The organism is Paenibacillus sp. FSL H7-0940, from assembly GCF_037979415.1.
GTDB classification, from domain to species: domain Bacteria; phylum Bacillota; class Bacilli; order Paenibacillales; family Paenibacillaceae; genus Paenibacillus; species Paenibacillus amylolyticus.
Map to the genome: position 1 here is coordinate 3,371,280 of NZ_CP150280.1, position 14,129 is coordinate 3,385,408.

A 14,129-nucleotide genomic window follows, 5' to 3' on the forward strand; every position below is an offset into this window, starting at 1 on the left:
GCGTTGAATCCATAGGACTTGAGTACCCGGTGGAAAAAAGGGGGTTCGACAATGTTCGTCCTTGATCCATAGTCAGATAATCACAGTTAAATGAATGCAAAAAAGCACCTTCCCTTGTCGTTAAGACAAAAGAAAGTGCTCTATGTTCATGTGAGAAATAATTAGCCTTCTTTATTGAAAGGCTCGTCCGCTACTTTGATTGAATCTGTAGGGCAGCCATCGCATGCATCCTGCATATCGTCAAACAAGTCGTCTGGAATAGCTTTGACACCATGGTTAGCATCGCCGTCAAAGATAACTTCAGCCAAACCTTCATCATCATAATCGTAGATGTCTGGAGCTGTTGCTCCACAAGCGCCACATGCGATGCATGTGTCTTTTTCAACCCAAGTATATTTACTCATTACATTCTCTCCTCCTAAAATTCAAAACGTACAGTGTTTTTATCTAGAAACATATTAATACAAAGTAAGGATAATTACAAATCAATTTGCAACCACAAGTCTCTATTATCCCTTATTTAATCAAGACTTTGCAAGTTATCTTTTTGCAGGGAAGTACCGCGCACTTTATGATTACGAAGCAGCACGGAAGGATCGTCTCCAAGCATGCCGGCGGTCACAACAGCATTCTCACCAAATTTATCACGTAACTGATCCATAATCCGAATCAGATTGTCCTTCTTGGGCTTCTGCTCATATTCGAACAAGTCCATCTGCACAGCGGATTCTTCTCTTGGAATCAGGTTCTGAAGTGTCACACCCAGCATGCGTACAGGCTTGCCACTACCCCAATGCTTCTCAAATAGTTTACAGGCCTCACGGTAAATGACCGTTGCATCCTCCGTAGGAACTTCCATTAGACGTGATCGGGTGATTGTCTTCATATCCGGTGTCCGGATTGTAATCTGAATACCCTGACTGAACATTTCGTGCTTGCGCAACCTTCTGGCTACCTGGTCACTTATATTGAGGAACACCCGATGAATCTCATTCATATCCGATACATCCGCCGGTAAAGTGGTTGTATGCCCAATGGATTTATTGGCCTCCCGTTCCGCGTGAACTGCGGAATGGTTAATGCCATTCGCAGAATTTTTGAGCCATGCTCCATTAACTCCAAATAGTTCGGTCAACATGTTCTCATCCGACTTGGCCAATTGACCAATCGTTTCAATGCCCAATTTTTTCAGCTTTTCAGCCGTTTTTTTGCCAATGCCAAACATCTCGTTGCATGGTCTGTGCCAAAGAATCCGGGGTACGTCTCTCATGCGTAAAATGGAAATACCGTTCGGTTTTTTCAGATCCGAAGCCATTTTCGCCAATAATTTGTTGGGTGCAATGCCAATGGAACATGGCAGCCCCAATTCATCCTTGATTCTCCGCTGAATGCTCTCCGCAATCTCCATTGGATTCCCGAATTGCCTTGAACCCGTAATATCAAGATAACATTCATCAATGGATGTAGCCTCAAGTTGAGGCGTATAACTATACGCAATCTGCATGAACGCTCTTGAATATTGACGATATAAATGGAAATCAGGACGAATCACAATGAGATCAGGGCACTTTTTCATGGCTTGGTGAACAACCATACCTGTTGAGATGCCTCGATTACGAGCGGCATATGAGCAGGTTACAATTACACCCTTTCGCAGTTCACTGCTGCCCGCAACGGCCGTTGCTTTTCCTCTATATAAATCTGGTTCCTCGGCTTCATGTACAGAGCAGTAGAAAGCATTCATATCGACATGTAGAATCACCCGTCCGGCTGTAGGGTAGTATTGATCCACATTTGCTGGAGGATTGCCGTCTGAAGACATCATGAACCCCCGCCCTTTCTTGCACACTAATTAATGAAACGAATTTCTTTCTTCTATAGTATATCAAACCCGTTATGTTAATTCAGTCATGAGCATTTATTTTCTGCGAGATCTGATCAGAGACCGAATAATTAACCAGCCTACACTCACAAAAAATATCAAAGTGATCAGAGCAATAATCGTATTTTCCCATAAAAAAGTCAAAATCACCCCTCCTTTTCTTCCATATATTACAATTAAAACTCAATAATAGATTATAACATACATCCGGATTATGATTAACATCCTTCTTTTTTCTCTAAAATACGTTAATTGTTACATGAAACTGCGATTTCCATGTAGCATTTGGCTATAATGGTGCTATAATAATTAATTATACAAATTGACGACTTTAGGACAAATCAGCGCATTGAGTTTAACACAGTGTAGCGTTGCCGAATCGAAGGATTCGTCCACTAACGTACTTAACAGCTTTTCCTAACTTAAAATCCAAACTTTTAAAAGAGCGCTTTATCTCAAAGGAGGATCTTCATGTCAAAGGCCATTTCCATCTTCGATACGACTTTACGTGACGGCACACAAGGGGAGGGTGTCAGCTTATCGGCAGACGACAAACTCAAAATTGCCAAGAAGCTTGATGACCTGGGTGTCCATTATATTGAAGGCGGAATTCCCGGCAGCAATACCAAGGACATTGAGTTTTTCAAAAGAGTCAAGGAATTAAACCTGAACGCAAAGGTTGTTGCTTTTGGCAGTACCCGCCGTAAAGGCAGTGTTGCTAGTGAAGACGCCAACCTGAAGCGCATGATCGAATCTGGTGCTCAGGCTGCAACCCTGGTCGGTAAATCATGGGACTTCCATGTGCACACCGCTTTGCAGACTACATTGGAAGAAAACTTGTCCATGATCTATGATTCCATCGCCTATCTGAAACAGAATGGAATGGAAGTGATCTTTGATGCAGAACACTTCTTTGACGGATTCAAACATAACCCGGAGTATGCTCAAGCGGTCTTGACCAAGGCCCATGAAGCTGGAGCGGACTGGCTCGTTATGTGTGATACCAACGGCGGGACGATGCCAAACGAGGTGCACGAGATCGTATCCACATTGCATAGAAGCCTGCCTCATGCACATCTCGGGATCCATACACATAATGATTGTGAACTGGCTGTGGCCAACACACTCAGCGCTGTACAAGCCGGAGCCCGTCAGGTGCAAGGAACGATGAACGGTTATGGAGAGCGTTGCGGTAACGCCAATCTTGCATCCATTATCCCGAACCTGCAACTGAAACTTGGTTATGAATGTGTTACTGAAGATTCCATGAGACAACTTACAAACGTGGCTCGTTATGTTAGCGAGATTGCCAATGTGAATATGCCGATAAATCAGCCTTATGTCGGCAATGCTGCTTTTGCTCACAAAGGTGGAATTCACGTCTCTGCCATCCTGCGGGATTCACGTACCTATGAACACATCGTGCCTGAACTGGTTGGTAACAAACAACGCGTGCTGGTCTCTGAACTTGCCGGACAAAGTAACATTGTATCCAAAGCACAGGAACTGGGGCTTGAGTTCGATCCAAGCAGTGCCAATTCACGTCAGATTATTGAGAAAATCAAAGATCTGGAACATCAGGGTTACCAGTTCGAAGGTGCGGATGCTTCGCTTGAATTGTTAATTCGTGAAGCGAACGGTGACATGAAAGAATTGTTCACGTTTGAATCATTCAAAATGCTTGTAGAGAAAACGGCGGGCAAATCCGTTGTTTCAGAAGCTTTTGTCAAGGTGAATATCGCTGGAACAAGCGCTTATACCGCTGCTGAGGGCAATGGTCCGGTTAACGCACTCGATAACGCCCTTCGGAAAGCGCTGGTGCAATACTTCCCTTCCCTTGCCAACATGCATCTGTCAGACTACAAAGTGCGTGTACTCGATGAGAAGGATGCTACAGCTGCCAAAGTTCGTGTATTGATCGAATCCAAAAATACGGAAAACACATGGAACACTGTCGGTGTATCCGAGAACGTAATTGAAGCAAGTTGGGAAGCTCTCGTTCACAGTTTCCGCTATGCGTTGCTTCAAGAAAAATTGCAGGATGAGCCGGGTACACTCCCTATTCCTGCTCATGGGATAAGCAACCACTAAAGTGCATGTTCAAAAAAGCGTTTTTTGAACAACCTCTTAACGCTTATTTCCCGGAAAATATAAAGAAGCCTCTGTACCCATGAATCATGGATGCAAAGGCTTCTTTGTTTACATGAAAATTAATTCGCAATTAACTTTTTAATCTTACGTTCCAACTCTTTCTCGGGCAATATGCCCAGAACAATCTCCTGTATAACTCCTCTGGAGTCAATCAGAACATTCGTTGGAAAAGCCACCCCATTGTATTGAGCATACACAGTCCCCTTCTCATCCAAGGGAATAGGGAATGTCAGTTGGTACTCATCTACAAAAGCTTTGGCATCCTTGAGTTTATCATATGACGTTACATTAACCCCATACATGTCAAGCTTATCCTTGTATTTCGCAGCCATTCTGTTCAGCTCCGGAGCTTCCTGCTTACACGGCTCACACCAAGATGCCCAGAAACTGACGAATGTGGCCTTATCTTTGGCACCGCCCACACTGTACGTCTCTCCATCCATTGCTGTCAGAGAAAAAGCAGGTGCCAGAAGACCCGCACGTGGTCCCGTCTCAGTAGGCATCGGTTCTTCCTGCTTAAAGACGGCTGCAATGCCGTCACCCGCATTCTGGGCCAGTGCAATACCAACCAGCAAGACAGCACCAAGGAGTATGTATATGTTTCGTTTCATAACCCGCCACCCTTTTATATAATTAGCACATTGAAACTGAAACCGTAATTTCTGCACATGCTAAGTGTTTATCACGCTCTATCATAGTTCACCAGAACATGATTCCCAAATGTTCTCTTTATTATTGTACCCTTTTCCTTTAAAATTTTACAATCCGCATCACAGAAAATAAAATGAAAAAGGACTCCTGCCGTAGCAGGAGCCAAAGAGAGAGGGGTGAATACAAATGGCAGCACTTCACGGGCAGCAAAACGCCTTCTACATCCCTTCTTCCGTAGAACAAGAGATGTCAAAGCACATGTTCCTTTCGCTGCCACAAGAAGCCTGCGGGGTTATGCTGGGTGAAACCGCAGCGGGCGGTATACGAATCAGTCGGTTTCAGCCCATTCGTAACGTAGCACCTGACCCGCTGCACCATTTTACTCTGGACGATGCCGAATGGATTCGGTGCGTATTCTCCGAGCCCAAGCTCATCGGTATCTTCCATTCTCATCCCCAGACCAGGCCTGTTCCTTCCTTAGAGGACTTGCAAGCTCTTCCGGCCTTCGCCGGTTTGCTTCAGATGTACCTCATCGGCTCACCCGACCTTACAAGCGGGTTGCGATCTCATATGCATCTGAACAGTTATCTGATTGAATCCTCGAAGGAATCGCAGGATCCGACACAACACGTTGTGCCTTCATACAATCTGCTTCCCGTTCCGTTATGCGTGACTTAGCTGGGTATACAGATCACCCAAGGTCTCCACATTTTTACGAGTCATGTCCTCCAAGTAGCAGGACCATAACTGTGCAGTCATTTTTGAATCTTCCAGTGCATGGTGACGTCCATATATCGGAATCCCTCTGGATTCCAGCAATTCATCCAAACCATACCCCGGCCTGCTCGGTTCAAGCCAGCGGGCCAACATCATCGTATCAATTAAACGGTGCGTCAGCCTTACCTTTGAAGTCCGCCACAGAGCTGCATTCAGAAAAGCTCGGTCATGCGCACTTGCGTGTGCAATCAGAACATTTCCACCTACAAAAGACATGAAATCATGCAGCCCTTCCAGCAAAGTCGGTGCGTCCAACGTCATCTCCTGTGTAATACCTGTAAGTTCAGTAATATGTTCCGGAACTGCGGTCTTGGACTGCACCACCGTATAAAACTGTTCTCCTTCCAGTACCACACCTCCATGTATACGGACCGCACCAAATGAGATAATCTCATCCCCGTGCTGTGGCGAAAATCCCGTCGTTTCCAGATCAAATACAACTGCGTCCAGCTCATTTAGAGGTGTATGCAGAACCTCAGGTCTGCGCTGTTCTCTCATCATAGAGCGGATAAACGCCATGTGTTGCGCCGTAGGGGCTCCCATAATGGAAGCGATGGCGGAAGGAACCCCTCCCTGACGCAGCGAATTCCAGAATCCTGTATTGCCCCTTGCCGGCTCTCTCATGGACGTCTCCTTTCTGCAAAACGCAACTGTCTTTGCAAAGCACGATGCACTCGTCGTACCAACCCGAGCGTATCCCTGAGCTCATAATGAATCTGTTTTTGTTTCATCTGTTTCTCATCCAGGAACCCACTGCTATGTTGCAAATCCCCTTGGATGACAATCGGTGTACTTCTGCGAAATTTCAAAGCGGCAAAGAAGGCCCGCTGGCATGCATCCAGTAATGTAAATGGAACAGCTTCAAGTGAAGTCAGTCTCTCCATTCTTTTTAACGTAGATGACTCCTTGATCCCATGTTGCAAAGCCAAATAACGTGCACTGTTCACCAGCGGAATGTACAAGCCATACTTGACATCAAATCCGCCTGCATGTTCACCAAATCGTTCTGTGACCACACGTCCGAGTACATTTAATGTAGCTTTATGTTTAACCGTATTGCGAAGAACTGCATCCGAAAGTTCAGGAACCAGTCTGAACTGTTCATAAAAACTCGTGATCCATTCCTCCGCCAGACTTTGTTCACCTGCAACAAAACGCATGTCTGAAGCAATTATCAGATTACGAACGGGCTCCCAATTCAGATCCGAGCTCCAATCTGCTAATTGTTGCTTCCATGACGCCAGCGTTTTTCTCCAGAGTGGCTCAGAGCACATGACTTTGCCTTCGCACTTGGCGTAACCAAGCTCTTCTAACATATCCGTCATTCGCAGTCCGAGCTGAGCAAAATATTCCTCTTTACCTTCTTGTGGAGTATCGCTAATGATCATGCCATTATCCTGATCACTCCATAACGTTGCTTCTTCCCTGCCGGAACTGCCAAATACGATAAAGGCATAGGGGACGGGAGGTTGGCCGAAGCCTTCCTCAACCATCCCCTGAATGCATAACTCTACTGCTTTCCGTGCAATCCGGTCATGCAGTTCATTTACCGTTTGGTACCACTCGATCGGCGACAAGGAAGCGGACAACAATTCCTGGAGCTCGTTCTGTAATATTACACGTGCCTGGCGCAGTTCTTGAGAAGACACCGCACCATCGATTCCCTGATAAGACCAGGAATAGTTTGTATACGAGATGGGTTCCATCATGTCCAGCCTCCTTGAAGCATGATTCAGCATCATTCACCTCAGGAGCTGAACGTACCACCATTGGATTTAGAATCTACATTTTTCATTTGTTCAGGGTATCCGTAAGTACCGTGCTCACTGATATCCAGACCCATTGTTTCTTCTTCTTCAGTAACACGGATGCCCATGATCGCTTTCATTCCGCCCAGAATAATGAAGGACATTACCAGTACGAAGGCAAAAGCACCTGCCAGACCGAGAAGCTGTACGCCCAATTGGTGGAATCCACCGCCATAGAACAGACCCGCTTGACCTACACCAGCATTCTCGGCAAGTTCAGGAGTAGCGAACAAACCTGTGGAGATTGCACCCCACATACCAGCAATACCATGTACGGAGAAAGCGTAGATTGGATCGTCAATTCCTTTACGATCGAAGTACTGTGCTGTGAAGAATGTGATGATACCCGCCAGAGCACCGATAACCAGGGCTGCCCAAGGTTCAACGAATGCACATGCTCCTGTAATCGCAACGAGTGCCGCAAGCACACCGTTTAACATGCTAGGAATATCAGACTTCCCAAGTACTGCCCATGAGATCAACAGCGCAGCAACACCACCGGCTGCAGCAGCTACGTTAGTAGTTAATGCAACATAACCGAAGAATCCATCTCCCATGGCAGACAATGTACTACCTGGGTTGAATCCGAACCAACCGATCCAGAGGATAATAACCCCGAGTACGGAATACACTTGGTTGTGACCAGGAATGATGTTAGGTTTGCCGTCTTTGTTGTATTTACCAATACGTGGTTTCAACAAGATCGTCGCTACCAATGCTGCAGTCGCACCAGTCAAGTGAACAACCGTCGATCCTGCAAAGTCTTGCATACCCAGCTCAGCCAACCAGCCGCCGCCCCATACCCAGTGAGCAACAACCGGATACATGATAATGGTATAAAGTGTACCGAATACAATATATACGCTCATTTTTGCACGTTCAGCCATACCACCGCAGGCAATGGCCAGAGATACCGCCGCAAAAGCGAGGTGGAAAACGAATTTAATAGTCAGTGGAACATCGGAGAAAGCCAGTGATTCGAAGGAAGCAGCCATCTTGTCACCGCTCAGGAAAAATCCTGTTGTTCCAAAGAAGCTGTTACCATTACCGAAACCAAGACCGAAACCCAAAGCCCAGAAGGCAATAACTGAAATTCCCAATGTCAGGATGGTCTTACCCGCAATGTGTCCTGCATTCTTCATTCGTGTTGAACCCGCTTCAAGTAAAGCAAATCCCCCTTGCATCAAGAACACGAGTACAACAGCCAAAAACGTAAAGGCTGAGTTCAAACCACTTTGAAGTTCAATGTTAGTCGGACCCTCCGCAGCCGCAAATGCGCTAACCGGAAAAGCGAACAAAGTAAGCATTACTAACATGGAAACCAACCATTTCTTTCTCATATACCCCACTCCCTCTTATGTTAAGTTTCTTCACATAACGTGAAACTCTTAATGTCATTATAAGCAGAAGAGAGGAAAGTTGACAAGAGTATTTTCATCAAAATTGAAAATTATTTCTGGGAATAAAGTCATACGTCTTTTTCTTGCACTTAAGTACATAATCACATTCTATGAGTACATAGATATAGAAATGCAGTATGCTGATTGCCAAAGCATAACGTTTGACTGTACGGTTAAAGATCATGTATCATACTTATTAGTAAGAAAATTGGGCGTAGTCTAGAAATTCACAAGTGGAAACTACAATTCCCTACATTTGAACTTGCAAGCGAGGTGAATATCATTGGGGATATGAAACTTTTTCGGATTGGCGAACTCGCCAAGACCGCTGGTGTTAGTGAACGGACGATTGATTATTACACAAAGCTTGGACTAATCGCTCCCGAAGAACGTACACAAAAAAATTATCGTCTCTATAGTAATGAAACTTTAACGAGGCTTGAACGTATTGTACAGATGAAACAAGAGAAGTATAGTCTCGACGAGATTAAGCAGTCTCTTGAGAAGTGGCGTCTGGTTAGTACAGAAGAACAAGTTGCCAGCAAATTGACAACATTGGAACTTCACGTACAACAACTTGAGCGAGAGGTTAACGAACTCAAACCGCTACTTGGAGAGATGAAACCTGTACAAGCACGTAAAATGATGGCAGGACTCCTCACCAAAAGTGCCGGTACAATGGAGGCACTAAAAATCTTGCTTGAGAACACCATGATGTAGCTTATTCTTAGAAAGCGGAGGAATGAATATGAGTTTTAATAACGGTATGTTCGTATTGATCATTATCGCCTTTTTGCTCTCTTTATGGGCGCAATTTCGCGTTAAAGGTACGTTTAGACGTTGGTCGGAGGTACCGAACCAGAACGGAATGACTGGTTACGATGCCGCTCGCCAGATGCTTGATGCTAACGGCCTGCATGATGTTCCAATTGAACCTGTACGCGGTACACTCTCTGATCACTATGATCCGATCAATCGGGTTGTACGTTTATCAGAACCAGTATATTACGAAAACTCAATCTCAGCTGTTTCGGTAGCGTGTCACGAAGTTGGCCACGCCATTCAGCATAAAGAAAGTTATCCGATGCTGGCACTGCGTCACCGGATCTTCCCAATTGTGAACTTTGCATCCGGATTAGCTCCATTCCTGTTGATTGCAGGATTCATCTTCAATGCCATGAACCTTGTAGGTATCGGCATCATCTTCTTCTCCGTAACTGTAGCATTCCAACTCATCACTTTACCGGTTGAGTTCAATGCAAGTAATCGCGCTAGAGAGATTATGGTATCCGAAGGGTACATCCGTAATGAAGAAGAAAAAGGTGTTGCAAAAGTTCTGAATGCCGCAGCCTTGACTTACGTTGCTGCAGCATTGATCTCACTGCTTGAGTTGATTCGTTACATCGGAATCTTCAACAGCCGTGATTAATTGGATACTTAATACAACAAAAACAAAAACAAAAAACAATACCCCACCGTTAATCGGATGGGGTATTGTTTTGTTGTAAACCGAAATAATCAAGCAAGAATGAACGAAAGGACTGAGCAACCAGCGGCAGTTTATCATGCGCACGATGAATTAACCCGATAGTTCGCGTTACTTTTGGATGGGAGATAGCCACATGTGCCGGTTGCAAAGGGTTCGTCTGGAATAACGCCATCTCAGGCAGAAGACTGACCCCCATGCCCGCAGCGACCAATCCGCGGATGGTGTCGGTCTCTTCCCCTTCAAAAGCGATCTTGGGTGTAAAACCAGCTTCCAGACAGGCATGCCACACAATAGGACGAAGAGAATAACCTTTGCTAAACAATACAAATTTATCATCCTTGAGCTGTTCAAGCGCAATTGTCTCTTCACCAGCTAACGGGTGATTAGGAGGAAGGATCGCATGTAATTCTTCCGTGAGTACAATATCGCCATCTACTTGATCATGCTTCTCTGGAAAAGGAGAAATGAATGCCAAGTCTACCTCTCCGGATAACACATCACGAATCAGCGTAGGAAACATCCCCTGCTTGAATCTGAATTTCACGTTGGGGTAGCGCTGACGGAAAGCAGCCACCACGGAAGGAATGAGATGAATCCCCAGGCTATGCGGAAATCCAATTCGAATTTCTCCATGCTCCGGGTCCAGAAACTCATGAACTTCCCCAACTGCCTTGTCCAAATCTTTCAAGATACCTTCAATTCGTTTGCAAAAAAGCTGCCCTACTGCAGTCAACTGCAGGTTTCGTCCCTTTTGCATAAAAAGGTCCACGCCCAGTTCTTCTTCCAGCTGATGAATCTGACGACTCACCGCCGACTGTGCCACATGCAACTCTTCAGCAGCCTGTGTTACATGTTCCTTCTGTGCCACTTTCAAAAAGTAATGCAACTGTCTTAATTCCACTCGCCTGATCGCTCCAATCTGTTATACCCTACTTATCCTTGACTGTATTCCATCTTGAGAACGTTCTGACTACCGCTTTAAGCTGCGGGGTTTCCACAATCTGATCAACAGTCCGTAAATAAAGAATCCACCCAACAATCCACCAAGGTGAGCCATCCAGTTGATGCCTGACATGGCAAAGGAGAATATGATCCCGAACAAAAGCAATGTGTACATCGTTTTGCGCGAAGCCTCGTCCATCATCGTTCGCTGGAACAGCGCTACATACAGGAATGCACCATAGACGGCATAGATCGCTCCTGAAGCACCTACCGAGATGGTAATACTCCCAACCGAGTTGTACCACGCAACAGCAAGAATATTACCCAATACACCACCACCCAGGTACAATACACCATACCTTACCGACCCGAGCAAACGCTCCATCGGTGGAGCAAATACAATTAACGCAAAGCTGTTAAACAATAAATGACCGAAGCCCGCATGCAGGAACATGGATGTAATGTAACGCCACCATTCATGCGCGAACAGTTCATGATTCGTAAGTGCCCCGAATTTCAGCAGCACCATATTGTTCGTTGATCCACCGTTCACCGTTAACACAATAAACATGACTACATTGGCAATTAAAAAAAGCGACGTCAAAGGGAAATACTTCAAATAACCTTTCCAGTTCTCATAGCGAATAAATATCATAAATTTCTTCTTTCACTCCACCCTGTTCAGATCGGACTCACATCTCTGATCCATCGTAATGGTACATGCCCGAATTGGACAATGCCTTTCATAAAAGATTATAATGGATTTTGGCACGGATCACCAATTTATAAGGAGGAACATTATTATGACACAAGAACGTACAGGCGCAGCCACATTTAAAGGCAACCCTATTACATTGATCGGACCCGAACTGAAAGTGGGCGATCAAGCACCTGATTTTACACTGAGCAAGAACCTGGTTGAGGACGCTTCTCTGAAAGACTTCGCAGGCAAAATCAAATTAATCAGCGTTGTTCCTTCCCTGGATACTGGCGTATGCGATGCGCAAACTCGTCGTTTCAACGTGGAAGCTGGAGAACTCGGAGACAATGTTGTTGTCTTGACAGTAAGCGTTGACCTTCCGTTCGCTCAGGCCCGTTGGTGTGGAGCAGCTGGTGTTGACCGCGTAGTTACATTGTCAGACTACAAAACACGTTCTTTCGGTGAAGACTACGGCGTTCTGATCAAAGAATTCCAACTCGACATGCGCTCCATTTTTGTTTTGGATGCCGAAGACCGGATTACATATGTGGAGTATTTGCCTGAAATGACAGACTCCCCTAACTTCGAACAAGCGATTGCTGCTGTAAAAGCTTTGCTGTAGAAGTTATCATACGTTCAGAACAAAAGCGAGGAAGGTTAACCTTCACTCGCTTTTTGTTATTTATCATCTATTTCAATCATTTGCTTTATACTTGCTTAGCTTTTTATCCAGTACAGAGAATAAGTTCATAATCGTGCGATAATTGGAACCCAAGTCTCCAAGTGAACCACGTGAAGCTGAATACATATCCACCGCACTGCGAACAGGACTTACTGAGATAATGGAAACTGTAATATCCATCGTCCGTCCAAAAGTAGTCCGCTTCTCCAGAATAACTTCTCCAACAGAAGGCACTTCATGCAGCACTTTATAACCCGGAATCTTTTTGAGTGTCGAAGAGACCTCTTCCCAGGCTCTGTCTTTGGATAAGTTATAATACCGTGTTTTTAATTTGGGATCCTTGGCTCGATCGCTGGTCCCCTCCATGCTGCGGATGATACCGACGAGCGTTCTCTTTAAGGTCAAGACCCTTCCTCCTTTGATTGTAACCGTTCCATTTATGTATCTTAGTGTAACATTGTTCAAGTAGTAACAAAAGGGCAAGCATCATATTTATCATAAAACCAATCAAAAACATTCATCACAACTTAAAAACACCCTGAAATTCCTTTTGTAGAGGAAAAGTCAGGGTGCTGTACATGAAGATTTAGGAACCCGCCTATGCCGTCCGGCTACATTGTCTTATGAACCTGCTTGGCAGGTGGGTGACCGCAAAAATGCTTTTTGAAGTCCCCATGTCGTATAGACAGGGCTTTTCAGCAACATTCTGTGTTGATCTCCCGAAGACATCATCATTGGTTCAAAACAACGAATAACCGAAACGTACATCGCAGGATGTACAATTATTATATCCCTAACTGTGTAAAAAGTAAATGGCGATTCATCATGTTTTATTTTTGCAATGTAATGTTTTTGTCGTCTGATGGCTCAGGTGTTTCACCATTCTCTGCTGATTGTTCAGCCAGCGCAGCAGCTTCCTCTTCTTCCTTCTTGAGTTGCATCTTCTCCATCTGCTCCTGCATCTTGTTGAAGGTTGCGTAGAAGTTAAAGAAAGCGAACCAAGCAATGATGCTGATAATGAAGAAAACAAACAAGACCGGATAACGGAAACCGATGTAGAACAGCAATCCACTTCCCAGCAATGTGGAAAATACACGGAATGGTCTGATCAGCGTAAGCAATACCGCGTTTTTGATAATGAGTCCGATGGACATATGATAATGTACAACCATCGAGAAAAAGTTAAACAGTGATACAAATAACAAGAGAAGCAGTACTAACATGATGATTCCCACGAGCTGCATATTGCGGAACTGCGTCATGTACACTGTATAATCCAGATACATAATCGCGAACAGCAGTGTGTAAAAAATACCCCCAATTAAACTTTGCTTGTAGTTTTCCTTGTAACCTACAAAGAAAGTACGGAAGATCGGTACATCCGTATCGCCCATATTCCATTTACGAACAACCGTAAACAGCGCCGAAGTCGCCGGGAACAGTGTAAGCGGTGCCACAATAGCAATAGCCCAGTTCATTTGCAATGATTCGTTTGCGAGGTTCTGCTGCATCACGAGCAGTTTCATAATCAAGAAAAACAAGAACGGAGACGAACAAATAGCCCACAACAGATTGGTTGCGGCCAGTCTCGTAATCCACTCTGTAAGCCGGTAGATCCCACCCATAGCTCCTTTAAATTCCAAACAT

Annotated in this window: 15 protein-coding genes and 1 other RNA gene; 5 read left to right on the plus strand and 11 right to left on the minus strand. The window is 44.9% G+C overall.

Annotated elements, in window-relative coordinates; genetic code table 11:
- Positions 1–161 precede the first annotated feature (161 nt).
- Positions 162–404, minus strand: a complete 243-nt coding sequence (locus MHB71_RS14690) for a ferredoxin (protein ID WP_017689369.1) — start codon at positions 402–404, stop codon at positions 162–164.
- A gap of 116 nt (positions 405–520) precedes the next feature.
- A complete protein-coding gene (locus MHB71_RS14695) occupies positions 521–1,822 on the minus strand; it encodes a DNA polymerase IV (RefSeq protein WP_036670145.1) in 1,302 nt (433 codons plus the stop codon).
- Positions 1,823–2,353: 531 nt separating this feature from the next.
- Here MHB71_RS14695 and cimA point away from each other — a divergent pair.
- Positions 2,354–3,973 (plus strand): citramalate synthase, encoded by a 1,620-nt coding sequence (gene cimA / locus MHB71_RS14700; RefSeq protein ID WP_100529309.1) that lies wholly within the window; start codon positions 2,354–2,356, stop codon positions 3,971–3,973.
- Between the two features lie 119 nt (positions 3,974–4,092).
- On the opposite strand, the gene MHB71_RS14705 is transcribed toward cimA, so the two are convergent.
- A complete protein-coding gene (locus MHB71_RS14705; protein ID WP_076318425.1) occupies positions 4,093–4,644 on the minus strand; it encodes a TlpA disulfide reductase family protein in 552 nt (183 codons plus the stop codon).
- Between the two features lie 226 nt (positions 4,645–4,870).
- Here MHB71_RS14705 and MHB71_RS14710 point away from each other — a divergent pair, with 226 nt between their 5' ends.
- On the plus strand, positions 4,871–5,362 hold the full coding sequence (locus MHB71_RS14710; protein ID WP_340030027.1) for a M67 family metallopeptidase: 492 nt from the start codon (positions 4,871–4,873) through the stop codon (positions 5,360–5,362).
- On the opposite strand, the gene MHB71_RS14715 is transcribed toward MHB71_RS14710, so the two are convergent.
- From MHB71_RS14715 to MHB71_RS14725, 3 genes are read right to left on the minus strand one after another with little or no spacing between them, the layout of a single operon-like run.
- Positions 5,348–6,085, minus strand: coding sequence for an exonuclease domain-containing protein (locus MHB71_RS14715; RefSeq protein ID WP_017689374.1), 738 nt, complete (start codon positions 6,083–6,085; stop codon positions 5,348–5,350). The two genes, MHB71_RS14710 and MHB71_RS14715, sit on opposite strands and share 15 nt — an antisense overlap.
- Complete coding sequence (locus tag MHB71_RS14720; protein ID WP_152683033.1) at positions 6,082–7,170, minus strand: DUF294 nucleotidyltransferase-like domain-containing protein; 1,089 nt, start codon at positions 7,168–7,170, stop codon at positions 6,082–6,084. Before MHB71_RS14720 ends, MHB71_RS14715 begins: the two co-directional genes overlap by 4 nt.
- Positions 7,171–7,208: 38 nt before the next feature.
- Positions 7,209–8,609 (minus strand): ammonium transporter, encoded by a 1,401-nt coding sequence (locus MHB71_RS14725; protein ID WP_036609643.1) that lies wholly within the window; start codon positions 8,607–8,609, stop codon positions 7,209–7,211.
- Positions 8,610–8,960: 351 nt separating this feature from the next.
- Here MHB71_RS14725 and MHB71_RS14730 point away from each other — a divergent pair, with 351 nt between their 5' ends.
- Positions 8,961–9,389, plus strand: a complete 429-nt coding sequence (locus tag MHB71_RS14730) for a MerR family transcriptional regulator (RefSeq protein WP_017689377.1) — start codon at positions 8,961–8,963, stop codon at positions 9,387–9,389.
- 28 nt (positions 9,390–9,417) lie between these two features.
- Positions 9,418–10,098, plus strand: coding sequence for a zinc metallopeptidase (locus MHB71_RS14735; protein ID WP_036609646.1), 681 nt, complete (start codon positions 9,418–9,420; stop codon positions 10,096–10,098).
- A gap of 49 nt (positions 10,099–10,147) precedes the next feature.
- On the opposite strand, the gene MHB71_RS14740 is transcribed toward MHB71_RS14735, so the two are convergent.
- Complete coding sequence (locus MHB71_RS14740) at positions 10,148–11,059, minus strand: LysR family transcriptional regulator (protein ID WP_036609648.1); 912 nt, start codon at positions 11,057–11,059, stop codon at positions 10,148–10,150.
- Between the two features lie 69 nt (positions 11,060–11,128).
- Positions 11,129–11,755 (minus strand): rhomboid family intramembrane serine protease, encoded by a 627-nt coding sequence (locus MHB71_RS14745; RefSeq protein ID WP_036670140.1) that lies wholly within the window; start codon positions 11,753–11,755, stop codon positions 11,129–11,131.
- Between the two features lie 148 nt (positions 11,756–11,903).
- Here MHB71_RS14745 and tpx point away from each other — a divergent pair, with 148 nt between their 5' ends.
- Positions 11,904–12,422: a thiol peroxidase gene (gene tpx, locus MHB71_RS14750; protein WP_036609653.1), complete on the plus strand. Its 519-nt coding sequence runs from the start codon at positions 11,904–11,906 to the stop codon at positions 12,420–12,422.
- Positions 12,423–12,494: 72 nt separating this feature from the next.
- On the opposite strand, the gene MHB71_RS14755 is transcribed toward tpx, so the two are convergent.
- The 3 genes from MHB71_RS14755 to MHB71_RS14765 form a co-directional block, all read right to left on the minus strand.
- Positions 12,495–12,887 carry a DUF1499 domain-containing protein gene (locus tag MHB71_RS14755; RefSeq protein WP_017689382.1) on the minus strand — a complete coding sequence of 131 codons (393 nt, stop codon included), beginning with the start codon at positions 12,885–12,887 and terminating at the stop codon, positions 12,495–12,497.
- Between the two features lie 182 nt (positions 12,888–13,069).
- Positions 13,070–13,261: non-coding RNA, 6S RNA (gene ssrS / locus MHB71_RS14760), on the minus strand.
- 51 nt (positions 13,262–13,312) lie between these two features.
- Entirely contained in the window at positions 13,313–14,125 is an 813-nt protein-coding gene (locus MHB71_RS14765; protein WP_036609655.1) for a DUF624 domain-containing protein, read from the minus strand.
- Between the last annotated feature and the right edge of the window lie 4 nt (positions 14,126–14,129).

Excerpts from the sequence above, each read along its gene's own strand:
- MHB71_RS14705 (WP_076318425.1), bottom strand. The coding sequence starts at position 4,644 with ATGAAACGAAACATATACATACTCCTTGGTGCTGTCTTGCTGGTTGGT.
- MHB71_RS14710 (WP_340030027.1), top strand. The coding sequence starts at position 4,871 with ATGGCAGCACTTCACGGGCAGCAAAACGCCTTCTACATCCCTTCTTCC.
- MHB71_RS14690 (WP_017689369.1), bottom strand. The coding sequence starts at position 404 with ATGAGTAAATATACTTGGGTTGAAAAAGACACATGCATCGCATGTGGC.
- MHB71_RS14720 (WP_152683033.1), bottom strand. The coding sequence starts at position 7,170 with ATGATGGAACCCATCTCGTATACAAACTATTCCTGGTCTTATCAGGGA.
- cimA (WP_100529309.1), top strand. The coding sequence starts at position 2,354 with ATGTCAAAGGCCATTTCCATCTTCGATACGACTTTACGTGACGGCACA.
- MHB71_RS14695 (WP_036670145.1), bottom strand. The coding sequence starts at position 1,822 with ATGTCTTCAGACGGCAATCCTCCAGCAAATGTGGATCAATACTACCCT.
- MHB71_RS14745 (WP_036670140.1), bottom strand. The coding sequence starts at position 11,755 with ATGATATTTATTCGCTATGAGAACTGGAAAGGTTATTTGAAGTATTTC.
- MHB71_RS14735 (WP_036609646.1), top strand. The coding sequence starts at position 9,418 with ATGAGTTTTAATAACGGTATGTTCGTATTGATCATTATCGCCTTTTTG.
- MHB71_RS14725 (WP_036609643.1), bottom strand. The coding sequence starts at position 8,609 with ATGAGAAAGAAATGGTTGGTTTCCATGTTAGTAATGCTTACTTTGTTC.
- MHB71_RS14730 (WP_017689377.1), top strand. The coding sequence starts at position 8,961 with ATGAAACTTTTTCGGATTGGCGAACTCGCCAAGACCGCTGGTGTTAGT.
- tpx (WP_036609653.1), top strand. The coding sequence starts at position 11,904 with ATGACACAAGAACGTACAGGCGCAGCCACATTTAAAGGCAACCCTATT.
- MHB71_RS14715 (WP_017689374.1), bottom strand. The coding sequence starts at position 6,085 with ATGAGAGAGCCGGCAAGGGGCAATACAGGATTCTGGAATTCGCTGCGT.